This is a genomic window from Dactylosporangium sp. NPDC000521 (genome assembly GCF_042898305.1).
GTDB lineage: Bacteria > Actinomycetota > Actinomycetes > Mycobacteriales > Micromonosporaceae > Dactylosporangium.
Genome location: NZ_JBIAYW010000005.1, coordinates 236,396 through 257,438, shown reverse-complemented (window position 1 = coordinate 257,438; position 21,043 = coordinate 236,396). Strand labels below are relative to the sequence as shown.

Annotated in this window: 20 protein-coding genes; 15 read left to right on the top strand and 5 right to left on the bottom strand. The window is 71.1% G+C overall.

Annotated elements, in window-relative coordinates; genetic code table 11:
- Positions 1–447 precede the first annotated feature (447 nt).
- Positions 448–1,329: a phosphotransferase enzyme family protein gene (locus ACFY3L_RS19185; protein WP_389325243.1), complete on the top strand. Its 882-nt coding sequence runs from the start codon at positions 448–450 to the stop codon at positions 1,327–1,329.
- A gap of 39 nt (positions 1,330–1,368) precedes the next feature.
- Here ACFY3L_RS19185 and ACFY3L_RS19180 read toward each other — a convergent pair whose 3' ends face one another.
- Positions 1,369–4,119 carry a cellulose binding domain-containing protein gene (locus ACFY3L_RS19180; protein WP_389325240.1) on the bottom strand — a complete coding sequence of 917 codons (2,751 nt, stop codon included), beginning with the start codon at positions 4,117–4,119 and terminating at the stop codon, positions 1,369–1,371.
- A 154-nt stretch (positions 4,120–4,273) separates the two neighbouring features.
- Here ACFY3L_RS19180 and ACFY3L_RS19175 point away from each other — a divergent pair, with 154 nt between their 5' ends.
- Complete coding sequence (locus ACFY3L_RS19175) at positions 4,274–5,344, top strand: hypothetical protein (RefSeq protein ID WP_389325237.1); 1,071 nt, start codon at positions 4,274–4,276, stop codon at positions 5,342–5,344.
- A gap of 112 nt (positions 5,345–5,456) precedes the next feature.
- The gene (locus ACFY3L_RS19170; protein WP_389325234.1) at positions 5,457–7,019 is read left to right on the top strand and encodes a DHA2 family efflux MFS transporter permease subunit; all 1,563 of its coding nucleotides are present in this window, start codon (positions 5,457–5,459) and stop codon (positions 7,017–7,019) included.
- Between the two features lie 43 nt (positions 7,020–7,062).
- Here the strand turns inward: ACFY3L_RS19170 and ACFY3L_RS19165 are convergent, their stop codons facing one another.
- Positions 7,063–7,893 (bottom strand): alpha/beta fold hydrolase, encoded by an 831-nt coding sequence (locus ACFY3L_RS19165; protein ID WP_389325231.1) that lies wholly within the window; start codon positions 7,891–7,893, stop codon positions 7,063–7,065.
- Positions 7,894–7,967: 74 nt separating this feature from the next.
- On the opposite strand from ACFY3L_RS19165, the gene ACFY3L_RS19160 reads away from it, so the two are divergent.
- The 5 genes from ACFY3L_RS19160 (at position 7,968) to ACFY3L_RS19140 (ending at position 13,504) form a co-directional block, all read left to right on the top strand.
- A complete protein-coding gene (locus tag ACFY3L_RS19160) occupies positions 7,968–8,273 on the top strand; it encodes a PadR family transcriptional regulator (protein WP_389325228.1) in 306 nt (101 codons plus the stop codon).
- Complete coding sequence (locus tag ACFY3L_RS19155; RefSeq protein ID WP_389325225.1) at positions 8,267–9,064, top strand: hypothetical protein; 798 nt, start codon at positions 8,267–8,269, stop codon at positions 9,062–9,064. The genes ACFY3L_RS19160 and ACFY3L_RS19155 overlap by 7 nt, the downstream gene beginning before the upstream one ends.
- 748 nt (positions 9,065–9,812) lie before the next feature.
- Positions 9,813–10,055, top strand: a complete 243-nt coding sequence (locus ACFY3L_RS19150) for a hypothetical protein (protein ID WP_389325222.1) — start codon at positions 9,813–9,815, stop codon at positions 10,053–10,055.
- A 27-nt stretch (positions 10,056–10,082) separates the two neighbouring features.
- The gene (locus ACFY3L_RS19145) at positions 10,083–12,971 is read left to right on the top strand and encodes a helix-turn-helix domain-containing protein (protein ID WP_389325219.1); all 2,889 of its coding nucleotides are present in this window, start codon (positions 10,083–10,085) and stop codon (positions 12,969–12,971) included.
- Positions 12,972–12,979: 8 nt separating this feature from the next.
- Complete coding sequence (locus ACFY3L_RS19140; protein WP_389325216.1) at positions 12,980–13,504, top strand: class I SAM-dependent methyltransferase; 525 nt, start codon at positions 12,980–12,982, stop codon at positions 13,502–13,504.
- A 248-nt stretch (positions 13,505–13,752) separates the two neighbouring features.
- Here ACFY3L_RS19140 and ACFY3L_RS19135 read toward each other — a convergent pair whose 3' ends face one another.
- Positions 13,753–15,060, bottom strand: coding sequence for a benzoate/H(+) symporter BenE family transporter (locus ACFY3L_RS19135; protein WP_389325213.1), 1,308 nt, complete (start codon positions 15,058–15,060; stop codon positions 13,753–13,755).
- A gap of 62 nt (positions 15,061–15,122) precedes the next feature.
- On the opposite strand from ACFY3L_RS19135, the gene ACFY3L_RS19130 reads away from it, so the two are divergent.
- A complete protein-coding gene (locus tag ACFY3L_RS19130) occupies positions 15,123–15,644 on the top strand; it encodes a helix-turn-helix domain-containing protein (RefSeq protein WP_389325210.1) in 522 nt (173 codons plus the stop codon).
- Here ACFY3L_RS19130 and ACFY3L_RS19125 read toward each other — a convergent pair.
- A complete protein-coding gene (locus ACFY3L_RS19125; RefSeq protein WP_389325207.1) occupies positions 15,641–15,829 on the bottom strand; it encodes a hypothetical protein in 189 nt (62 codons plus the stop codon). The two genes, ACFY3L_RS19130 and ACFY3L_RS19125, sit on opposite strands and share 4 nt — an antisense overlap.
- A gap of 59 nt (positions 15,830–15,888) precedes the next feature.
- Here ACFY3L_RS19125 and ACFY3L_RS19120 point away from each other — a divergent pair, with 59 nt between their 5' ends.
- The 4 genes from ACFY3L_RS19120 (at position 15,889) to ACFY3L_RS19105 (ending at position 19,237) form a co-directional block, all read left to right on the top strand.
- Positions 15,889–16,353: a GNAT family N-acetyltransferase gene (locus ACFY3L_RS19120; RefSeq protein ID WP_389325204.1), complete on the top strand. Its 465-nt coding sequence runs from the start codon at positions 15,889–15,891 to the stop codon at positions 16,351–16,353.
- A 168-nt stretch (positions 16,354–16,521) separates the two neighbouring features.
- Entirely contained in the window at positions 16,522–17,856 is a 1,335-nt protein-coding gene (locus ACFY3L_RS19115) for a sensor histidine kinase (RefSeq protein ID WP_389325201.1), read from the top strand.
- Positions 17,853–18,524 carry a response regulator gene (locus ACFY3L_RS19110; RefSeq protein WP_389325198.1) on the top strand — a complete coding sequence of 224 codons (672 nt, stop codon included), beginning with the start codon at positions 17,853–17,855 and terminating at the stop codon, positions 18,522–18,524. The genes ACFY3L_RS19115 and ACFY3L_RS19110 overlap by 4 nt, the downstream gene beginning before the upstream one ends.
- Positions 18,525–18,571: 47 nt before the next feature.
- Positions 18,572–19,237, top strand: coding sequence for a DUF2306 domain-containing protein (locus ACFY3L_RS19105; RefSeq protein WP_389325195.1), 666 nt, complete (start codon positions 18,572–18,574; stop codon positions 19,235–19,237).
- Positions 19,238–19,441: 204 nt separating this feature from the next.
- Here ACFY3L_RS19105 and ACFY3L_RS19100 read toward each other — a convergent pair whose 3' ends face one another.
- Complete coding sequence (locus ACFY3L_RS19100; protein ID WP_389325192.1) at positions 19,442–20,065, bottom strand: maleylpyruvate isomerase family mycothiol-dependent enzyme; 624 nt, start codon at positions 20,063–20,065, stop codon at positions 19,442–19,444.
- 140 nt (positions 20,066–20,205) lie between these two features.
- On the opposite strand from ACFY3L_RS19100, the gene ACFY3L_RS19095 reads away from it, so the two are divergent.
- A complete protein-coding gene (locus ACFY3L_RS19095; protein WP_389325189.1) occupies positions 20,206–20,529 on the top strand; it encodes a hypothetical protein in 324 nt (107 codons plus the stop codon).
- 52 nt (positions 20,530–20,581) lie between these two features.
- Positions 20,582–20,944, top strand: a complete 363-nt coding sequence (locus tag ACFY3L_RS19090; RefSeq protein ID WP_389325186.1) for a DUF1304 domain-containing protein — start codon at positions 20,582–20,584, stop codon at positions 20,942–20,944.
- Positions 20,945–21,043: the final 99 nt, after the last annotated feature.

The window sequence follows — 21,043 nt, the reverse complement described above, 5'->3', positions numbered from 1 at the left end:
ATCACGGCGACGGGTGAGGCGGCACGGCCACGACCCGGAAAAACCCGACTCGCCGCCCCCGCGACCACATCCGCCCCTTGATCGGCGACGACGAAACGGCAGCCCCTCCACACCAGCGACGCCACCCCAGCACCTTGATCCATGGACGGGGCTGGTCGCCCGCACAGCCGGATTCGTCCTTCGATCACGGCGACGGGTGAGGCGGCACGGCCACGACCCGGAAAAACCCGACTCGCCGCCCCCGCGACCACATCCGCCCCTTGATCGGCGACGACGAACCGGCCGGCAGCCCCCTACGCCGGCTACGTCGCCCCAGTGCATTGATCCATGGACGGGGCTGGTCGCTTGGACGGCCGGATTCGTCCTTCGATCATGGCGGCGGGAGAGACGGGGAGGCAGGGCTGGTCCGCGCGCCGCTGGGCGGGTGGGGGGCGGAGAATGAAGGGCATGGAGGGGACGGTGCGGTGGGTGCGGTCGTTGGCGGCGGAGAGTGTGGCGGTGGTGGTCAGGGAGTGCTGTGGGTTGCGGGTGACGGGGTGTGAGCTCGTCAGGTCGCTGGTCAACGACGTGTACCGGGTGGAGGTCGAGGGCGGCCTGGCCTATGCGTGCAAGGTGTACGCCGCCGGGAAGGCGCATGTCGCGTGGGAGCAGGATCTCGCGGTGCACCTTGCGGCGGCAGGAGTCACCGAGGCGGTGCCTGTTCCGATGGAGGACGGGGCGCTCGTCGGGGAGATCGAGGCGCCTGAGGGGGTGCGGCAGTTCACCGTCACGGTGTGGATGCGGGGTGGCAAGCCGCGGCCGCCGTGGTCCGGGGAGTTGTTCTTCCGGTACGGCGAGGCGCTCGCCCGGTTCCACGAGGCGGCGGACGGGTTCGAGAGCGTGCATCCGGCCAGGACGTACGATCCGGTCCGCACGCTGGACGACGCGTTGTCGTACATCGACGATCCCATGGTGCACGGGATCGCGGAGCGGGTCAGGCCGCTGCTGGACAGCAGCGGGGACGTCGGGGTGCGGCACGGGGACGCGAGCCTGGACAACGTGCACCTGACCGATGACGGCAGGGTGCTGTGGCACGACTTCGACCTCGCCGCCGTGGGGCCGCGCGGGGCGGACCTGACCGGGGCGTATGCGAGCGGGCACTGGCCGGCGTTCGAGGCCGGGTACACCTCGCGACGGCGGACGACCGGCGACGTGCGGGCGCTACGGGTGGTGGAGCTGGTGCGCAACATCGCGTGGCATCTGCGGGACAAGGTGGCGGTGCGGGGCACGGAGTCGGCGGCCGAGGGCTGGGTCGAACGGGAGCTGCAGAGCCTGCGGGATCTGCTGTAGGCGGCGGCAAGCCCCGCCGCCGCCTACAGCGTCACCCCGCTACCCGACGGCGCAGCTTGTGCCGTTGAGGGTGAACGCGGTCGGTTTGGCGTTGGTGGTGTTGTTCCAGGAGGCGATGAAGCCGAAGTCGACGCTGCCGCCGTTGGCGCCGATGGTCTTCGTGTAGTCGGCGTTGGTGATGGTCACGTTCGCGCCGCTCTGGGCGTTGACGCCGCCCCAGATCTGGCTGATGACCTGGCCGTTGGCGTAGGTCCACTTGAGAGTCCAGCCGTCCACCGGGGTGGCGGAGCGGTTGGTGATCTTCACGGCGCCCTGGAAGGCGCCGCCCCACTGGCCGGCGATGGAGTACGCCACGGTGCAGGCGGCCGATGAGGAGGGCGAGGACGAGGGCGAGGACGAGGTGGAGCGGGACGGCGACACCGAGACCGACGGCGACACCGACCGCGAGGGCGACACGGAAGAGGCCGACGGCGACGCGGAGTACGACGTCGGCGGGGCGCCGGTGCGGTCGCCGTAGATGATGCCGCGGCCGTTCGTGCCGAGGTAGACCCGGCCGTAGATGCGCGGGTCACCGGTGATGGTGTCGCCGATGTTGCCGTACTGGTGCTGGTCGTCGTTGATCCGCAGCCAGGAGGCCGCGGTGTCGTCGGAGCGGTACACGCCCTTCTTGCCGTCGACCTGCGCCACGGCGAACACGGCGACGTTCGACCGGCCCGGTGCGCCCTTGCCGAACCCGACGGCGTTCGCCGCCTGTACCGACGCGACCTTGGCGAACGAGAGACCACCGTCGGTCGACCGGAAGAGCCCGGAGGTGCCGCCGGCCAGCCAGATCTCGCCGGCCACACCGGGGACCGCCTTGAACGTCGCCGTCGCCGGCAGGCCGGAAGCACCGGCGGTGAACGTGGCGCCACCGTTGGTGCTGCGGTAGAACGTACCGCCGCTGAAACCGTAGAACGTGTTCGCGACAGCCCGGTCGGACTCGACGACCGCGTTCTGCGGCAGGCCCGACGACTGGGTCCACGTGTTGCCGAAGCCGACGGAGTAGACGGGGGCGGAGTTCTTCGGCGCCCAGACGAACCTGGACCCGTCGGCGGCGGCCGCGATGGTGCCGCCCTCGTTGATGCCGCCCGGCTCGCTGCCCTGGAACCAGTTCGCGCCGCCGTCGGTGGAGAACGCGGCGTGGCTGTCGTTGGGTCGGTCACCGTCGGCGAAGTTGCCGGCACGGACCATGACGCTCGGGTTGAGCTCGGCGTAGTCGAGGCTGGTGGTGCTGGTGAAGTACGGCGACTGGAACATCATCGCGGGCACGGCGTCGAGGTTCGTGTGCCGGAAGCCGCCGATGTCGCCGAGGCCGGAGATGAGCGGCGCGCCGGTCGGCGGGCTGATGAGGTCCAGCACCGCGGTCTCCTCCAGGCCCGCGGCCATGGGCTTGATCGTGATCTGGCCGCCGGTGTCCCAGGTGGTGAGGTCGGTGCTGCCGTACACGGTGGCGCCGGTGCCGTACATGAACCGGTTGGAGTTGAAGGGGTCGATCTCCATCGACTCGGTCATCCAGCCGAGCTTCGGTGTCACCTCAGGGGGCTGCGGGTTGGCCCCGAGGGAGAGCCAGGGCGAGCGGCTGACGTCCATCTTGTACCGGAAGCTCCGGTTGGGGTAGCTGGTGAAGTCCCAGATCCGGGTCCAGGTCGCGCCGCCGTCGGTGCTGCGGAAGAAGATGACGTCCGGCCACCACGAGATCTGCGTGGCGACCATGATGGTGCCGGGGTGCTGGCGGTCGATGGTGAGGCCGCTGTAGCCGAAGTAGTCGTCGGAGCTGCTGCTCGGGACGGGGCTGATCTGCGTCCAGGCGCCGGTAGCGGTGTTGTACTTCCAGACGTCACCCTTGCCGCCGTCGTACGGGCCGCCGGTGTCGCTGGTCGCGATGTACAGGTAACCGCCGGCGGTGTCCAGGACGCCCTTGTGCGCCAGGTACCCGGTCGGCTGCCCCGCGACGCGCTCCCACGTGGTGCCGCCGTTCGTGGTGCGGTACACGGTGTTCTGCTTGTCGGCGACGCCGACGTAGATCACAGCACTGGCGTTGCCGGCGGTACCGGAGCGCTTGTCGAACGTCACCCAGGTGATGCCCTGGTTGTCCGTCAGGTACCCGTTGGCGTCGTTCGGGTCCTGTGCGTAGTTGCCCGGGTTGGGGAACGCGGTCACCTTCGCCCAGGTGACGCCGGAGTCGGTGCTGCGCCACAGCCCGTTGCCGCTGGGGGCGCCGAGGTAGAGGATCGAGTTCTTGTTCGGGTCGATCGCGAGCCGCTCCCCCATGCCACGGCCCGGCATGTTGCCGCCGAGCTTGAACGGCAACGGTGAGGTCTGCCACGTGGTGCCCTTGTCCGAGGAGCGCAGGACCGCGCCGTTGTTGGGGTCCCAGCTGTTGGTGTACATGCCGGCGGCCACGTACACCTTGTTGGGGTCGACCTCGTCGGTGGCGAGGCTGACGACGCCGTTGTAGCCCCAGTTGTCCTGGCCGACCCAGTCCAGCAGGGGGATCCAGCGGTTCGTGGCGGGGTCGAGGCGGTACGCCCCGCCGATGTCCGTCCGGGCGTACACCAGGTTCTGCTGCTTCTGGTTGAAGATGATGCCCGGCACGAAGCCGCCGCCCTCGATCTGGACGTTCTTGAGCGCGTACGGGTCCGCGGCCGCGGCCTGCGCGGGGCTGGTGGCGGTCTGCACGGCGACGCCGACGGCGACGACCGTCACCGCCCCCGCCAGCCCGGCGATGAGCCCTCTCAGCTTGGTTCGCATGGGCCGCATGGTGTGAGCGCTCACTGTCCCGGGTCAACGAAGCCGGTGTCCCACCCCAGGTCACGGCCCATCAAGGTGTGAAAGTCTCACCGCCTCGGTGGTCACAGAGCGCTTTGGCCGGCACCCGAGGTGATGTTGCGTATGGTTGGGCTCCGTGAGACGGGCCCAACCGCTGATCGCTCTCGCCGCCGCGCTCGTCGTCGGCGGCTGGCTGCTGTTCTCGCCCACGTCGCGGGACACGTCGCAGGACGCGCAGCCCTCGGTCGCGCCGTCGGGGGCCGGGACGGTCACGGCGACGCTGGAGCCAGGAGTGATGCCCGCGAAGCTCGCCGACGGGGCGATCTACACGCCGCTGCTCTACCTGGACACGGGCACCTCCGTCGGCACCGCCCTGTCCGCCGACGGCAAGGCCGAGCGGCTCCTGCTGCGGGAGGCGGCCGCCGTACGGGAGCTGCGCAGCGTGCCGAAGGACCGGTTCCCGCAGTGGCTGGGCCTGACCGCGGCCGACGGGGTCCTGTACTGGGCGGAGTCGTCGGCGACCGCGGCGGGGCCGTACGAGACGCGGCTGTGGCGGGCGGCCGTGGCCGGGGGCGCTCCGGTCGCGCTGACCGCCGACACGGGCGGAATTGTGTTCTTCGACTCGCAGTACGACCTCGTCGTCGCCGACGAGCGGCTGCACTGGGTGGCGGCCACGCCCGACGACGCGCCGAAGACCGAGGTGCGGTCCGTCGCCCTCACCGGCGGCGCCGTCAGCACGGAGGTCATCGACGGCCGGTACAGGTGGAGCTCCTGGCCCTGGCTCGTCAGCGTCGACCCGGGCGCCGCGACGCTGCTGAACCACGCCGACGGGCAGCGGCGGCCCGTGCCGGCTTCCGCGGCGGAGACGATGCTGTGCACGCCGGAGTGGTGCCGCGCCATCCAGGAGACGGCGAGCGGGCGCAACCTCGTCGACGTCATGCGCGCCGACGGCACCGGCCGGCGCCGCGTCGCGGGTGACCTGAACGCCATCGGTGTCGACGTCGGGCTGCTGGACCGCTTCGAGCTGCTGACCGGGGTGGCCGACGAGTCGCTGCGGTTGCTGGCGTACGACCTGACGACGGGCCGGACGGTCGCGCTCGCGAAGGACGTCGGCGTGGTGACCACGAAGGCCGGCCTGGTCTGGTGGTCCACCGGGAACCCCGATCCGACCGGCTGGCACGTGCTGGACCTGCGGCGGCTGGCGTAGCCACAACCCCTGTAATAGGCCGGAATCGAACGTGTGCTCGACTAGTAATCAAGCCGCGTAGGCTGGTCACCGGCCATTTTCACGGACGGTGACCTCGACCAGGAGGGGTTTTGTGACGAATCCAACGGCCACGGCATCGACCAAGATCGACGCCGCGGTGCTGAAGATCGCGGGGGTCGTGGTCCTCGGTGCGATCATGTCGATTCTCGACATCACTGTCGTCAGCGTGGCGCTGCCGACCTTCCAGACCGAATTCAACGCGTCGTACGCGACCGTCGCCTGGACGATGACCGGTTACACGCTCGCGCTGGCCACCGTCATCCCCCTCACCGGATGGGCGGCGGACCGGTTCGGCACGAAGCGGCTGTACATGGTCGCCCTCGCCCTCTTCACGATCGGCTCCGGCCTGTGCGCCACCGCCGACTCCATCGGCCAGCTCATCGGCTGGCGGGTCGTGCAGGGTCTCGGTGGCGGCATGCTCATGCCGCTGGGCATGACCATGATGACCCGGGCCGCCGGCCCGGAGCGGATCGGCCGGCTCATGGCGATCCTCGGCATCCCGATGCTGCTCGGCCCGATCACCGGCCCGATCCTCGGCGGCTGGCTCATCGACGACTACAGCTGGCACTGGATCTTCCTGATCAACCTGCCGATCGGTGCCATCGCGCTGGTCTACGCGGCGCTCGCGCTGCCGAAGGACGAAGCGCACCCGTCGGAGTCCTTCGACTTCCTCGGCATGTTGATGCTGTCGCCGGGCCTCGCGCTGTTCCTGTTCGGCGTGTCGTCGTGGCCGGAGGCCGGCACGTTCTCCGCGACGAAGGTGTGGCTGCCGATGCTCATCGGCGGGCTGCTCGTCATCGGCTTCGTCTTCTACTCCTTCAAACCGGCGCACCCGCTGCTGGACCTGCGGCTCTTCCGCAACCGCAAGCTGACCATCGCGACGATCACCCTGTTCGTGTTCATCATCGCGTTCATGGGCGCCGGCCTGCTGTTCCCGAGCTACTTCCTGCAGGTCGGCGGCGAGTCCACGCTGCACGCCGGCCTGTTGATGGCACCGCAGGGCATCGGCGCGATGCTCACCATGCCGATCGCCGGCATGCTGGCGGACAAGGTGCCGGTCGGGCGGACGGTGCCGTTCGCGATGGCGCTGATCGCCGCCGGGTTCTTCACCTTCACGCAGGTCACGGCCGACTCGTCGTACTGGCTGCTGTGCGGCTCGCTGTTCGTCATGGGCCTCGGCATGGGCGGCACGATGATGCCGATCATGACCTCGGCGCTCAAGACGCTCGGCCACGCCGAGGTCGCCCGCGGCTCCACGCTGGTCAACATCCTCCAGCAGATCGGCGGCTCCATCGGCGGCGCCGTCATGTCGGTGATCCTGACCAGGCAGCTCAACGAGTCGGACCTGGTGCCGGGCTCCAACCCGCCGGTCACCGAGGCCCAGCTGGCCATCGCGGCGCAGCACTCCGACCAGATCAAGGCGCAGGTGCCGCCGCCGCTGTTCGAGAAGGGCCTGGACTTCGTCGCGGAGTCGTTCGCCACGACGTTCTGGGTCGGCTTCGCGCTGGTCCTGCTGACGTTCATCCCGATCGCCTTCCTGCCGCGCAAGAAGGACCCGAAGACGGCCGGCGACGACGCGACGACCGGTGCCGCGACGCCGGTGATCGTGCACTGATCTCGTAGTGGGAAAGGCCGCCCCGTTGCCGGGGCGGCCTTTTTCATGTCGACTTCAGGGAGCCGGCCGCGAAGAACTCGGCGAACGGCCGCACGAACGCCGGCCGGGCGACGTTGGCCGTGTTGTGTGACGCGCCGGGGATGAGCATCGCCCTCGCCCTCGGGGCGGCGTCGGCAATCGCCCGGCAGTTCTCCATGAAGTACCGGGGGCTGCGGGCACCCGCGGCGAGCAGGAGCTCCGCGCCGACGCTCGCGTAGTCTTCCGCGACACCGCTGTGGTCACGGATGCGCCGCAGCTCCGGCGGGATCGTCGGCATCGCGGCGACGAACCGCTTGCCGATGCTCGTGCGCAGGAACGCGCTGGTCATCGCCTTGGCGACGGCGAACGGGACCTTGGCGCCGAAGTCGTCCGGGTAGGTGGCCCTGGCCATCACCGTCATCGCGCGGGCGTGGTCGCCCGCCCCGACGAGCCGCGCGAACTCGTCGACGAACCCCGCCGACGGCCGGCCGCCGAGGTAGAGGGCGGGGTCGTACACGGCGATCCGCTCCAACGGGAGGGTGAGTCCCGCCCGGAGCGCGACGAACCCGCCACCGCTGTGCCCGAAGACGCTGCGCGCACCGGTGTGCTCAAGGACGGCGCCGAGGTCGGCGAGGTCCGTCTCCACCGTCTCCGTGCCGGTCAGCGGCGCCGAGCCGGCCCGGCCGCGCCGGTTGTACAGGTGCACGGTGAACCGGTCCGCGAGCGCGGCGGCCAGCCGGTGGTAGTCCCGCACCGAGACGCCGCCGCCGTGCAGGACCACGATCCCCGGCCCGGTGCCGGTCGAATGGACGGTGACCTTCGCACCGTCCCCTGAGGTGACCTTCTCTTCTCGCATGTTCAATTATGCGAACGGTGTTTGCAGTTTAACAACCCTATGCAGAACTAGGAGTAGCTATGTAGAGTATGGGCATGGGTGGGCTGCGCATGACGACGCCGCGGCTGCTCGTGCTGAGGGCGTTGCTCGACGACCCGCCGCGCGAGCGCTACGGGCTCGACCTGGCCACGGAGGCGGGGCTCGATCCGGGCACGATCTATCCGATCCTGGTCGCCTTCGAGGGCGCGGGCTGGCTTTCCAGCCGCGAGGAGGAGATCGACGTGCACGCCGCCGGCCGCCCCCGCCGGCGCTACTACCTGCTGACCGCGTCAGGTGTGACCGCCGCCCGGGCGGCCCTCGCCAAGCGGTCCGCCCCGCGCGTCGGGCGCCTGGCATGGTGACCGGTGCGGCCCCGGCCGCGCTCACCACCGGCGTGCGGCTCGCGGTCGCGACGCTCGCGCTGCTGCTGCCCGCCGCGTTCCGCGACCGCCAGCGCGCCGAGTGGACCGCGGACCTCCTGACCCTGCCGGCCGGTCGCTGGCGCTACCTGTTCGGCGCCGCCCGCACACTCCCGGCGCTGCGCGCCGCCGCTCACCGTGCCGGCCTCGCCCGCGGCCCGGCCGCGGTCGCCTCGTTCCCGTCGGACGCGCTGGCCCGGACCCTGCTCGCCGGCCTCGGCTGGCCCGTGCTGTCCTGGCTGCTGATGGTGCCGCTGCCCTACTTCCTGTTCGACATCCCCGGCCGCATCGCCGCCGGCGGCGGCCCCGCCGACCCGAAGGACCTCTGGCCTTCCGGCGCGCTGTTCGTCGTCCTGCTCCCGCTGATCCTGGTGCTGACCCTCGGCGCCTATGTCGCCCTTGCCGGCGGCTGGCTCCTCGCCGCCTCGATCGGCCTGGCGGGCGCCGCCGTGGGCGTCGGCCTGCGGCGCCTCTGGCTCGCCGGCGCCGGCCTGGCCCTCGCCGCGACGGCCCTGCTCGCCGTGACGGTCGCCGACCTGCCCCTCTTCAACGCCGACCCCGGCTATGGCGCCGCCCTCCTCGGCACGACCGCCGTCGCCCTCGGCCTGTGGTCCCGCACCTTGACCCGATGGCAGCGACGCCGGCTGCTCACGATCGGCCTCGCCGCGGCGGCGGTGCTGGCCGCCCACCACACCACCCTCGGCGCCGCCATGCACGCCTGGTACCTGGACTGACCGCCTCCTCACCGACCAATCGCCGCCACCGCTGCCGCGGGCCACACCCACGCCCAGCCCCACACCGCGGCGACGACCGCCGGCGCTCTCCACAACGATGATTCGATGCGCCCAACGACGACCGGCGCTGCACGCCCGCCGGATTCCCCATGGCCCAGAGCGGCCGGGGCGGCGATCCTGAATCCGGGGAATTTGGGCAGACACGCCGAGGCGGTCGGGCCCGCCGCAAGCGTCACTGGGATGGCGGCGCCGCGGCGTCCTGAGCCCTTGAACAGCTCGAGGTCAATCGGCCACTAGTTCGCCTCATCAGCCGGAGCCGTGGGTTCGCGATGTTATCGGGGCCTCCCGCGCCAACAGGAGACCCCGACTGCGGGTGTCCGGACCATTTGGACGCTCGCCATGCGACCCGCGTTGTTTCCGATCTACGGGTCTGGTCCAGCATGACAGTTGACGTTCGCCCGCAAAAATGTTCGAGAACCTGAATCGAACACGGCTGAACGTTTCTCGGCTCCCAGCAGCGAAGACAGTTGTTTCGAACACGTTGTTTCGACCTGCAGCCGAACACTTGGCGGCCTTCGAACAACTCTTCGGCACCGCCGTGAGCCACTCGCGACGCTCTCGCGCTCCGGTTGCAGGTAAGCCATCATGACATGCGTCGGACCGTCACGTTTAGCGCCAACTGAATGTGGATCACCAACGTTGCCGACGCCTATTCGTTGTCCGGACCATGCTGCAAGAAAGGTTCGCCATGCAGATCAAATCTCCGGGACTGACGGGGATCTGCTTCCCCGGTGGTCCGCCGACCGGCTCCTCTCAATGGCGCGCGGCGGTCTTTGTGATCGTCTTCGTCGCCACCCTCGGAATGATCGCCGCCGGAGTCGACATCCACACCGCGGCGCTGATGATGCTCACCGCCGGCTACGTCGCCTCAGAAATCGCCAACCAGCTGCCTCTCGCGGAGCCCGGCCGCGGCACGCTTCCCATCGCCTGAGATCCAAGCCGGCCATTAGAGGACCCCGTGGGGCGCCCCCAGAACCCGGTCGATCCGACCGACCCGCAGCTCGCGGAGTTCATCAGTGAACTCCGCGAGCTGCGTCGGCGTGCCGGGCTCAACCAGCATCAGCTTGCGACTGCCCTGCACTTCTCCAAGAGCAAGATCTCGACCGCGGAGTCAGGCCGCCGGCTGCCGTCCTGGCCACTGGTCAAGGCCTATGTGGTGCAGTGTTCTCCTGATGCAGACGTCGCCGCGTGGCAGCGCAGGTGGGAGAAGCTGAAGAAGAGAACCGACGCGGCTGCGGCGACGCGAAAGGCGGCCAGCGTGGCGGATGCTGCGCGGTCCACCGAGCCCGCCGTCGACAACCGGCGCGAGCCGCGCCGCGTGCGCCCCCGCGGCGGGGCGCCGGACACTGTGGCCGCGTTCCTGGCGGATCTTCGTTCCCTGATCGACCAGCACGGCATGAGTCTGCGCGCGGTTGCCACCGCGGCCGGCTGCGCGGTAAGCACGGTGAGCACCACCCTGTCGGGCGGTGCCCTTCCGCGCTGGGATCGGATCGCGAGCATGCTCGGCGCCGTCAACGTGGCAGAGCCCGAGCTGGGCCGGTGGCAGGAGCGCTGGCAGGGGCTGCGGCAGGAGCAGCTGCGTACGCTGCAGGCACAGGTGGCCGATCCGGTTACGGCGACATCAGACCGAAGCGGCAGCTCGTCGTCGGAGCAGGAAGACCCGTTTCTCGACGCCCTTGCGGCAGCCCTGAGGCAGCAGTACCGCTCCGAGGCCAGAACGCTGGGCCTGGACGCGGCGATCACGATGCCAGTCACATGGATGACCACCGGGGCCCCGCTCGCCGATCACTGGTCGGCGATCCGGCACGCACGCGTCGGCGCCGACCTCGGACCTCTTGATCTCCACGGGACCTTCACCGAGCTGGCCGACGTCTACCGGCAAATCCCGTCCCAACGGCTCGTCGTCCTTGGCGAGCCCGGGTCGGGCAAAAGCAGTCTTCTGCTGCGGCTGGCGCTCGAACTTCTGGCGGCGCGCCGACCCGGCGGGACCGTGCCCGTCCTGCTCGACCTTGGTCGGTGGAATCCCCAGGTCACACCATTGTCGGTGTGGATATGTGACGAGCTCGCGACGCTCCTGCCGGGACAGGGCAGGGCGGCACGTCCCCGCGCTCAGCAGATGCTGGACGGTGACGGCATCCTGCCCGTCCTCGACGGGCTCGACGAGATGCCCGCGCCGATCCACCAGGAAGCGATCCGGCAGCTGAACGAAACCGCTCGCCCTGTCGTCGTTGCGTGCAGGACTGCTGAGTTCACCGAGGCTGTCATGAGCGGCGGCATAGTCGTACGGGCGGCGGCGGTCATCGCGCTGCAGCCGCTGACGGTCACGGACGCGATGGACTACCTCCGCCGGACGGCGCCGCCCGGACGGGACGGCATCACCAAGTGGGAACTGGTATTGCATCACCTGCGGCAGCACCCTGACAGCCCGCTGGCCCGGGTGCTGTCCACACCCCTCATGGTGCGGCTGGCGCAACGTACCTACAACGAACGCGGCGGGTCATCTGACGATCCGGCGAGTCTGCTGGACAAACGGCTGACGCCGGAGGACGTCGAGGACAAACTCCTGGACGCGTTCGTGCCGGCCTCCTACTCATCCGGGTCGTACCAATCCGGTGGCAGCTATCGTTTCGGCCGCGTCGCGAGCGCCCGCTGGTTGGGTCACATCGCTCGAAGCATCGAGGATCGCGGGAAGCGCGAGATCGCGGTATGGCGGCTCGGCGAGGATGTGCATCCGCTGGTGTGCGGGCTGCTTACCGCGCTGGCAACGGCGGCAGCGGCGCTGACCGGGCTTGCCTGCGCCCGGTTGTTCGCCGGTGCCGGCCTGGGCCTCGCGGGCTCCGCGATGTTCGCCGGTGCACTGTTCGGCGTGGCGGCCGTGTCGGGGTCGGCGCTGCACTATGCGGCCAAACGCCATGGTGGTCGTGCCGGTCGGCACCGGCTTGCCAGCACAGCGGTCGTCGGAACGGCCCTCGTGTCCACCGGCGTCGCTGCCGCTGCGGTCTTTTTCGTGTACGACTGGAGGTGCGCGATCGCCGCCGGCGTCGCAACCGTGGTGCCGTTTGCGCCACGGTCGCCGATCCAACGGTCGGTCCGCCCGGCGACGCCGCGTCTCGCTGTTGCCGCGCTGCGGCTCGACGCGTTCGTCGTCGTGGTTGCCGTGGTGCTGGCGATGTCTGCACTCACGTACCTGACCAGGCAAGCGGGCGGCTCCGCCGACGACTGGAATGCAGCTTTTCTGTCTGCTGCGTGGGCTGGTGCCTTGACGTTCGGGTGGTCGATTCGCGGCTGGGGCAGGTGGGCTCTGCTCGTGCGGCTCTGGCTGCCGCTCGGAAGCTGGCTGCCTTGGCGCCTCCTCAACTTCCTCGACGATGCCTGCCAGCGCGGTGTCCTGCGCCGGACGGGACCGCTGTACTGGTTCAGGCATGCATCACTGCAGAAGGTGTTGGCCGCCAACGTGCAGCTGGAACGGTTCCCAGCGGCCCGCGCTGCCGTCCGTGCCGTTGCCGTTCTGGCCGCGACACCGACCGCCGTCTTCGTGCTAGGGCTGGTGGTACAGGTTGTTGCGGCGGGCATGGACGGCACGGCAGACAGCATCGATGGCTCGTCCGACCTGACCGGTCCCAACGCTACAATCGCGGCGATCGTCGATGTCCTGTCCTTCATTGTCGGCGCCCTGGCCGTGGTGATGATCATCGTCGGTGGAATCAGATACGTCACCTCCGGAGGGGATGCCAGCAGCGTCGCGTCGGCGAAAAGCATCATCATTTATGCGATCGTCGGCCTGCTGATCGCGCTCATGGCGCATGCAATCGTCCAACTCGTGCTCAACAAGATCATCGGCGGTTAGATGTGGTGGTGGGGCTACTGCTGGTCCTCGTCGCGCCGTTCGGGCTGGCGATCATCATGGGCGCTCCCTGGCTGCCCACCTTGCCGCGCTATCACGAGCCGCTGCTGGACCTGACCGGCCTCCGCACTGGTCAGACCTTGATCGAGCTGGGCTCGGGCGACGGACGGCTCCTCCGGGCCGCCGCCAAGCGCGGTATCCGAGGTATTGGATATGAGATCAACCCGTTCCTGTGGGTGGTCTCCCAGTTGGTGTTGTGGCGGCACCGCGACCTGGCGACCGTTCGCCTCGCCAACTTCTGGACGGTCGACCTCCGGGACGCCGATGCGGTGTACGTCTTCCTGGTCGAGCGCTCGATGACCCGACTCAACGCCAAACTCCAGGATGAGATCCGCGAGCCAACCGCGGTCGTCTCGTTCGTGTTCCAACTACCCGGACAGGCTCCCGAACGATCGCTACCGTTCGCGCACCGCTACACGTACGGCTTCGCTGTGGGCATACCGCGGCGTGAGATTCGTCCGGCAAAAGCTCCGTAGGGGTGCACCGGCCCGTCCGTTCTTCCACCTGCGCTGCGGCTGCGGGGGCAGTGCTGCGGCGGACGCACGCCGTGGACGTTCCACCGGCGGCATACGGATGCCCAGGAAGGCGCACCTCGGTGCGAAGCTGCGGGAACGGGGAACGGGCCGGGCGGGATGACGCTGCTGGCGCAATATAGAGCTGGATGACGTCGGCGAAGCACCGCGCCGAGCTGCGGGCCGTCCAACGGCTGCGCGGCACGCCGACGTCACCGGGAGGGAGCCGGGCCTGCCGGTGCGGGCGACGAGACAGCGGGCGAGGAAACGGCGGGCGAGGAAACGGCGGGCGAGGAAACGGCGGGCGGTGAAACAGCGGGCGGTGAAGCGCTGGAGGGCGGCGTGGTGGCCGAAGGGGAAGAGGGCCTGCTCCGGCGGTACAGGAGCAGCGCCGTCAAAGCGCCGGCCACGAGGCCCCAGAAGGCGGGGCCGATGTTCAGGATCGTCGTGCCTGACGCTGTCACCACGAAGGTCACCACCGCTGCCTCGCGGCCCGAAGGGTCGGTGACGGCGCTGGCCAGGGAGGAGCCGAGGGCGGACAGCAGGGCCAGGCCGGCGACGGCGATGACCAGGACGGGCGGCGAGAGCAGCACGAGCGCCATCGCCAGGCCCGCGCCGAGGCCGAGGGTGAGCTGGCCGGCGCCGAGGGCGGCCGTGGCGACCCAGCGCCGGCGGGGGTCGGGGTGGGTGTCGGGGCCGGCGGTGAGGGCGGCCGTGATCGCCGCCAGGTTGAGGGCGTGGCCGCCGAACGGGGCGGCGAAGGCGCTCGCCACGCCGGTGGTGACCAGGACGCCGCGCAGGGGTGGGGTGTAGCCGTAGGTGGCCATGACGGCCATGCCCGGGACGTTCTGGGCGGCCATGGTCACCAGGAACAACGGCACGGCGATGCTGATCAGGGCCGGCAGGTTGAACGTCGGCACCGTGAACACCGCGGCGGGGGCGATCGAGACGCCGGTGAGGTGGACGCCGCGGACGGTGATCGCGACGACGGCGGCGAGCAGCGCGCCCGGGACGGCCCACTGGCGGGCGAAGCGGGTCAGCACCGCCCAGGTGAGCACCACCGGGATGGCGAGCGCGGGCACGTCGACGACGGCGCGGACCGGGGCCGTGCAGAGGCTGAGGATGACGCCGGCGAGCATGGCGCCGGCGATCGGGCGCGGGATCGCGTTGATCGCGCGGGCGAGCCACGGCGACAGGCCGGCGACGACGATGAGCGCGGCGCAGACGAGGAACGCGCCGACGGCCGCGGGCCAGCCGCCCTGCACGTGGCCGGTGGCGACGAGCAGCGCGGCGCCGGGGGTGGACCAGGCGATGCTGATCGGCATGCGGTGCCGCAGGGCGAGGAAGACAGCGGTCGCGGCGATGCCGGTGCACAGCGCGAGCAGCCCGGACGCGGCCTGCGCGGGGGTGGCGCCGACGGCGCGCAGGCCGGCGAGCACGACGGTGAACGAGCTCGCGTAGCCGACCACGGCACTCACCAGGCCCGCCAGGATCGGCTGTGCCGAATCGAACCGCCGCATGACCACCCCTCGTTTCGCGTTCCGTATACGGAACGACCCGAAGAGCATGGCACCATGACGGCGTGGAGACAAGTCTCGGTGACCGGCTGCGGGAGCTGCGGGCCGCGCGGGGGATGTCGCTGTCGGAGCTGGCGCGGGCTGCCGGCATCGGCAAGGCCACGCTGTCCGGGCTGGAGCACGGGACCAGGAACCCCACGCTGGAGACGCTGTACGCGGTGGCGGGTGCGCTGGGCGTACCGCTGACGGCCCTGGTGCGGGAGCAGCACGGCGAACCCGTCCGGGGGTCCGCGGTCACCGCGACGCTGCTGGAGGTGTTCGACGAGCCGGGGGTGACGTTCGAGCTGCTGCGCATGCGGGTGCGCCCCGGCGTCGTGCAGCAGTCACCACCCCACGCGCCGGGCGTGACCGAGCACGTCACGGTGTCGGAGGGGGTACTGCGGGCGGGGCCCGCCACCGCGCCACTGATCGCGGGGCCGGGCGAGCACATCGCGTGGCCGGCGGACGTGCCGCATGTGTACGGCACGGTCGGCCCGGACGAGGTGGTCGCCACGCTCCTGATCAGGTCTCCCCGCGGGCAGACCTAGTCGACCGTGGTGTCCTCGGAGTCCTGGTCCTTGTCGCGGCCGTGGCCCGTGAGCCCGTCGATGATCGCGTCGACAGGCTGCCCGATGTAGTCGAAGTCGGGCACCGCGATCCGCTCCGCCTCGTCACGGATGACGTCGATGTCCACGGTCTCGTCGACGCGTGGGACGAATTGCTTGTTGGTCATACCAGACCAGTTTCCGTCCGGGGCGGCCGCCAAACCCGGACTGTGGCATCGTCGCCACGATGGAGGTCCGCACAGCGCGCACCGAGGACGTCGACGCCCTCGTGTCGATCCATCAGGTGGCCCGCCGCACGTACTACGGCGACCTGGAGATCCCCGACGACACGATGGAGCTGCGGGAGGCGTACACCATCAGCATCCAAGCGGCGGACCGCCTGGTGCTGTGCGTGGACGACGCCGACGGCCGGCCCGCCGGGTTCCTGTCGCTGGGCCCGCCGGCGCGGCTCGTCGGCCTGTACGTCGACCCCGCGCACTGGCTCCGCGGCGCCGGCAGCGCCCTGCACGACGCGGGCATCGCCGCCTGGCGCGCCGCCGGGGTCACCGAGGGTCACCTGGAGGTCTGGGACGGCAACGAACGCGCCAAGGCGTTCTACCTGCGGCGCGGCTGGCAACCCTCCGGTGGGCGCCGCGACGGCCCGCTGGGGCGCGACTTCGTGGACCTCCGACTGAGGTGGCCCTCGGACTGAAGTGGCCCTCCGACTGAAGTGGCCCTCCGACTGAAGTGGCCCTCCGGCCGAAGGGGACATCCGGCTGAAGCGAACCTCCGACTGAAGGGGACATCCGGCTGAAGGGGACATCCAGCTGAAGCCGTTGGACCGTTCTGCGAGGGCGCCGGGTCTCATACGATCACAGGGGTGAGACGGCTTATCGATGCCTTGCGGGCGGTCTGGGACGAGCCGCGCGCCCCCGACGCGCCCCGGCGCGTGTGGCGCGACTGGGCGCTCGTCGGCGTCGCCGGCCCGCTCGCCGTGCTGGAGGGGCTGCTCCGGCCCGACCTGCCGATGCGCGCGCTCTCCGTCCTCGTCGTCCTGGCCGGCATCGTCGCGCTGCTGCCCTGGCGCCGGCGGCAGCCGCTGGCGGCGGTCGTGGTGGCGTTCGGCGCGACCGGCCTGCTGCCGCTGCTGGCGGGCCGGGCCATGGACAACGCCGCTGCCATCGCGGTGCTGCTGCCGGTGTACGCGCTGACGCGCTGGGGCTCCGGCCGCGAGATCGTGCTCGGTGTGTCGGTCATCGCCGTGAAGGCCGGCGTGATGGACCGCCTCGTGCAGGTCAAGGCGAGCGACGCCATCGCGGGGCTGGCCGTGCTGTCCAGCTGTCTCGCGCTGGGCCTGGCGCTGCGGTACCGGGCGGGCGCCCGCCGCCGCGAGATCGACCGCATCCGCCTCCTGGAACGCGAGCGCCTGGCCCGCGACCTGCACGACACCGTCGCCCACCACGTCTCGGCGATGGCGATCCGTGCCCAGGCCGGCATCGCCACCGCGGCGTCGGACCCTGACGCCGCGCTCTCCGCCCTGCACCTCATCGAGGCCGAGGCGTCGCGGGCCCTGGCGGAGATGCGCGCCATGGTCCGCCTCCTGCGCCACGCCGGGCCGGTCGACCGGCCGGAGCTGACCCCGACCCCGTCCATCGCCGACCTGACCCACCTCGCCGGCCCCGCGGGCGTGCCCGGCGACGCGCGGCCCGACACCACACGGACCGATCACCCCCGGACCGCCGAGGCGCGGACCGGGCCTCGCGTGGACGTCGAGCTCTCCGGCGACCTGGACACCGTCCCGGCACCGGTGGGCGCGGCCGTCTACCGGCTCGCCCAGGAGTCGGTCACCAACGCCAGGCGGCACGCCCGGCACGCGACCAGGATCGCGGTGCGGGTCCACGCCGACGACACGTCGGTGCGGCTGCGGGTCACCGACGACGGCGACTCGGGCCCGGCCCGGCCCGCCACCGCACCTGGGTACGGCCTCATCGGCATGACCGAGCGCGCCACCCTCCTCGGCGGCACCTGCGAGGCCGGCCCGACCCACCACGACGGCACCGGCCGCGGCTGGACCGTGGCCGCCGTCCTGCCACGCTCCGTCCCGCACCGGCCCGGCCGCGGCGAGGACCCGCACGGGCCCGCCCGCGACGAGAACCCGCACCGGCCCGCCCCCGGCGAGGGCTTCGAGGCGCCGGGCTCCGGGGCGGTGCGATGAGCGTCCGGGTGGTGGTGGCCGACGATCAGGAGATCGTCCGGACCGGGTTGAGCATGATTCTCAACGCGCAGCCGGGGATCGAGGTCGTCGGGGTGGCCGCGAACGGGCACCGGGCGGTCGAGCTGGCCCGGCAGGTGCGGCCCGACGTGTGCCTGTTCGACATCCGCATGCCGGGCGTCGACGGCATCGAGGCGACGCGGGCGCTGGCCGGGCCGGGGGTCGAGGATCCGCTCGCGGTCGTCGTCATCACCACGTTCGACCTCGACGAGTACGTGTACGCGGCGCTGCGTGCGGGCGCGCGCGGGTTCCTGCTCAAGGACGCCGGGCCGGCGCTGCTGGCCCAGGCCGTGCACGCCGCGGCGAACGGGGAGGCGCTCATCGCGCCGGTGGTCACCGCCAGACTGCTGGGGGCGTTCGCCGGGGCGGGGCCGGCGCCCAGTCCGCCGCAGCCGGTCGAGCCGCTCACCGAGCGGGAGGAGCAGGTGCTCGCGAAGGTCGCCGGCGGCCGGAGCAACGCCGAGATCGCCGCGGAGCTGGGGATCACGCTCAGCACGGTGAAGACGCACGTCGCCAGCCTGATGGCGAAGCTCGGCGTCCGGAACCGGGTGGAGATCGCCATCTGGGCCTATGAGACGAGGCGCGTAGTACTTAAGCACGGCCCGCCGTAGGTCCAACTGGCGATGAGCGGCGGCGCCCCGGCGTCCACCATCGACGCATGACCAAAGCCACCTGGCTCGTCCCGGCCGGCCTGATCGCGATCAGCTTCGTGCCGATGGCCGCCGGCACCATCCGCCTCGCCGAACTGGGCGGCGGCGGGACCCGTACGGCGGACAACGCCCGGTTCTTCGACCAGCCGCTGCCAGTCGTGCTGCACATCATCAGTGCCAGCGTGTTCCTGCTGCTCGGCGCGTTCCAGTTCTCCCCCGGGTTCCGCCGCCGCCGGGCCGGCTGGCACCGGACGGCGGGCCGGCTGCTGATCCCGCTGGGCGTCGTCGCGGCGCTCACCGGTCTGTGGATGTCGGTGATGTACGACCTGCCGCCCGCCGACGGCACGCTGGTGATGCTGGAGCGCCTGCTGTTCGGCACGGTGATGGCGGTCGCGCTCGTGCTCGGGTTCGCCGCCGCCCGGCGCCGCGACATCCCCACGCACAGCGCCTGGGTCACGCGCGGCTACGCGATCGGCCTCGGCGCCGGCACGCAGGCGTTCACCCACGCGCCATGGTTCCTGTTCGTCGGCGAACCCGGTCCGTCCGCGCGGGCGTTCCTGATGGGCGCCGGCTGGGTCATCAACCTCGCCGTGGCGGAGTGGGCGATCCGCCGCCGCCGCGCGAAGTCCCGGCCGCAACCGGACCGCGCCGCACCGGTCCCCGCCACACCATGACGCCACACCATGACGCCACAACCACGGCGCCACACCATGACGCCACACCATGACGCCACGACCACGGCGCCGGGCGGCGTGACGATCCGGCCGGCGAAGGACCCAGGAACGCGGCGCGGGCCGCGGCGGGATCAGCCGCGAGCTCCTCGGCCTCTGCGTGCCGCTGTTCGAGGCACCGACGGCCGAGGAGCCGGCACTGCTCGATCAGCCGGCCGCCGTGAACCGGGCCGCCGGCTCGCCCGACAGATGACCGGAAGGCAGCCGCCGCCCGCAGACGACGAGCAGCAGGTCCTGTGCGAGGCCCCGCAGCGGCGTACCGCTGCCGAAGCGCCAGTCGAGATCGGTGGCCTCCAGCGCGACGTCGCGCAGGTCGGCGCCGAAGTACTCGACGTTGCGCGGCCGCATCGCGGCCAGGACCAGCCGGAGCCGGTCGTGCGGCACCCGCCGGTCGAGCCCGAGCGCGACCGTGCTGTCGAGGCCGTGGATGATCTCGTGCGACAGCGCCCCGGCCGCTCCCCCGCCCGGCGGCGTCCACGGGTGCCCGATGTTGTCCCGCAGCGACCGCAGCAGCGCCTCGGCCGGCATCCGGGCGGCGTCCCGCCGGGCGACCCGGTCCGACATCGCGTTGAACCGGCCGCCGGAGCGCACCATCTCCCACACGAACCCGCCCAGCCCCATCCGGAACGGCATCGTGGTGTGCGCCACCACCTCCCGGACCCGCCAGCCGGCACACAGCGACGGCGCGTCCCACTGCGCCGGGGTCAGCGCCCCGAGCACCTCGGCCAGCTCCGACCGCTCCGCCATGACCGCGGCCCTCTCGTGCGACATGCGACATCCTCCTCGTTCGGCGTTTCCGGAGGGTGTACGAACGGGGCCGGCCAGACTCATCGGTCACGAGCACGCCGGCAACGTCCTGGCGCCCGCGAGACTCCTCGGTCACGAGCATGGGTTGGTTACACTGCCGAGTCATGATGACCTTGACCCGCCGCCTCGCCACGGTCGCCGCCGCGCTGGCCATCGGGCTGGGCGCGCTGACGGCGTGCAGCTCCGACAACGTGACGTGCTCGACCAGCGCGTGCACCGTCACCTTCGACCGCGGCGTCGACGCCGAGTCCAAGGTCCTCGGTGTCAAGGTCAAGCTGATCGGCGTCGACAACGGCAACGTGAAGGTCGACGTCGCCGGCACCAGGGTCAGCGTCCCCGTCGACGGCAGCGCACAGGCCCAGGGCTTCACCATCGCTGTGCAGAGCGTCACCGACTCCAACGTCGTCGTCCGGGTCACAAAGAACTGACCGGTCCCGCCACACGGCGAGCCGCCGGATACCGGCCGGTAGGGTGTCCGGCGTGAACATCGCCGCTCTGGTCCTCGTCGGCCTCGTCGCCGCGCTCCACGCCTACTTCCTGGTGCTGGAGATGTTTCTGTGGACGGCCCCACGCACCAGGGCGGCCTTCGGCACCACCGCCGAGTTCGCCGAGTCCAGCAAGGCCCTGGCCGCCAACCAGGGCCTGTACAACGGCTTCCTCGCCGCCGGCCTGGTCTACGGCATCGTCGCCGGCGACCCGGTCGGCTTCGCCATGCGCGTCTTCTTCCTCGCGTGCGTGATCGTCGCCGGCCTGTACGGCGCCGCCACCGCCAGCCGCCGCATCCTCCTCGTCCAGGCCCTGCCCGGCGCCGTGGCCCTGATCGCCGTCGTGCTCGCCCATTAGGTGGGCCTGTCGGGTGATCGGCCGGTCCGCAACCGTCCGGAAACCGTCCGGGGCGTAGCGCTGCACCCGTTGGAGCGTTGAGTTGTGGTCAGCGGCACA

Excerpts from the sequence above, each read along its gene's own strand:
- ACFY3L_RS19105 (WP_389325195.1), top strand. The coding sequence starts at position 18,572 with ATGACCAAAGCCACCTGGCTCGTCCCGGCCGGCCTGATCGCGATCAGC.
- ACFY3L_RS19135 (WP_389325213.1), bottom strand. The coding sequence starts at position 15,060 with ATGCGGCGGTTCGATTCGGCACAGCCGATCCTGGCGGGCCTGGTGAGT.
- ACFY3L_RS19110 (WP_389325198.1), top strand. The coding sequence starts at position 17,853 with ATGAGCGTCCGGGTGGTGGTGGCCGACGATCAGGAGATCGTCCGGACC.
- ACFY3L_RS19180 (WP_389325240.1), bottom strand. The coding sequence starts at position 4,119 with ATGCGAACCAAGCTGAGAGGGCTCATCGCCGGGCTGGCGGGGGCGGTG.
- ACFY3L_RS19100 (WP_389325192.1), bottom strand. The coding sequence starts at position 20,065 with ATGTCGCACGAGAGGGCCGCGGTCATGGCGGAGCGGTCGGAGCTGGCC.
- ACFY3L_RS19150 (WP_389325222.1), top strand. The coding sequence starts at position 9,813 with ATGCAGATCAAATCTCCGGGACTGACGGGGATCTGCTTCCCCGGTGGT.
- ACFY3L_RS19095 (WP_389325189.1), top strand. The coding sequence starts at position 20,206 with ATGATGACCTTGACCCGCCGCCTCGCCACGGTCGCCGCCGCGCTGGCC.
- ACFY3L_RS19185 (WP_389325243.1), top strand. The coding sequence starts at position 448 with ATGGAGGGGACGGTGCGGTGGGTGCGGTCGTTGGCGGCGGAGAGTGTG.
- ACFY3L_RS19125 (WP_389325207.1), bottom strand. The coding sequence starts at position 15,829 with ATGACCAACAAGCAATTCGTCCCACGCGTCGACGAGACCGTGGACATC.
- ACFY3L_RS19120 (WP_389325204.1), top strand. The coding sequence starts at position 15,889 with ATGGAGGTCCGCACAGCGCGCACCGAGGACGTCGACGCCCTCGTGTCG.
- ACFY3L_RS19160 (WP_389325228.1), top strand. The coding sequence starts at position 7,968 with ATGGGTGGGCTGCGCATGACGACGCCGCGGCTGCTCGTGCTGAGGGCG.
- ACFY3L_RS19165 (WP_389325231.1), bottom strand. The coding sequence starts at position 7,893 with ATGCGAGAAGAGAAGGTCACCTCAGGGGACGGTGCGAAGGTCACCGTC.
- ACFY3L_RS19155 (WP_389325225.1), top strand. The coding sequence starts at position 8,267 with ATGGTGACCGGTGCGGCCCCGGCCGCGCTCACCACCGGCGTGCGGCTC.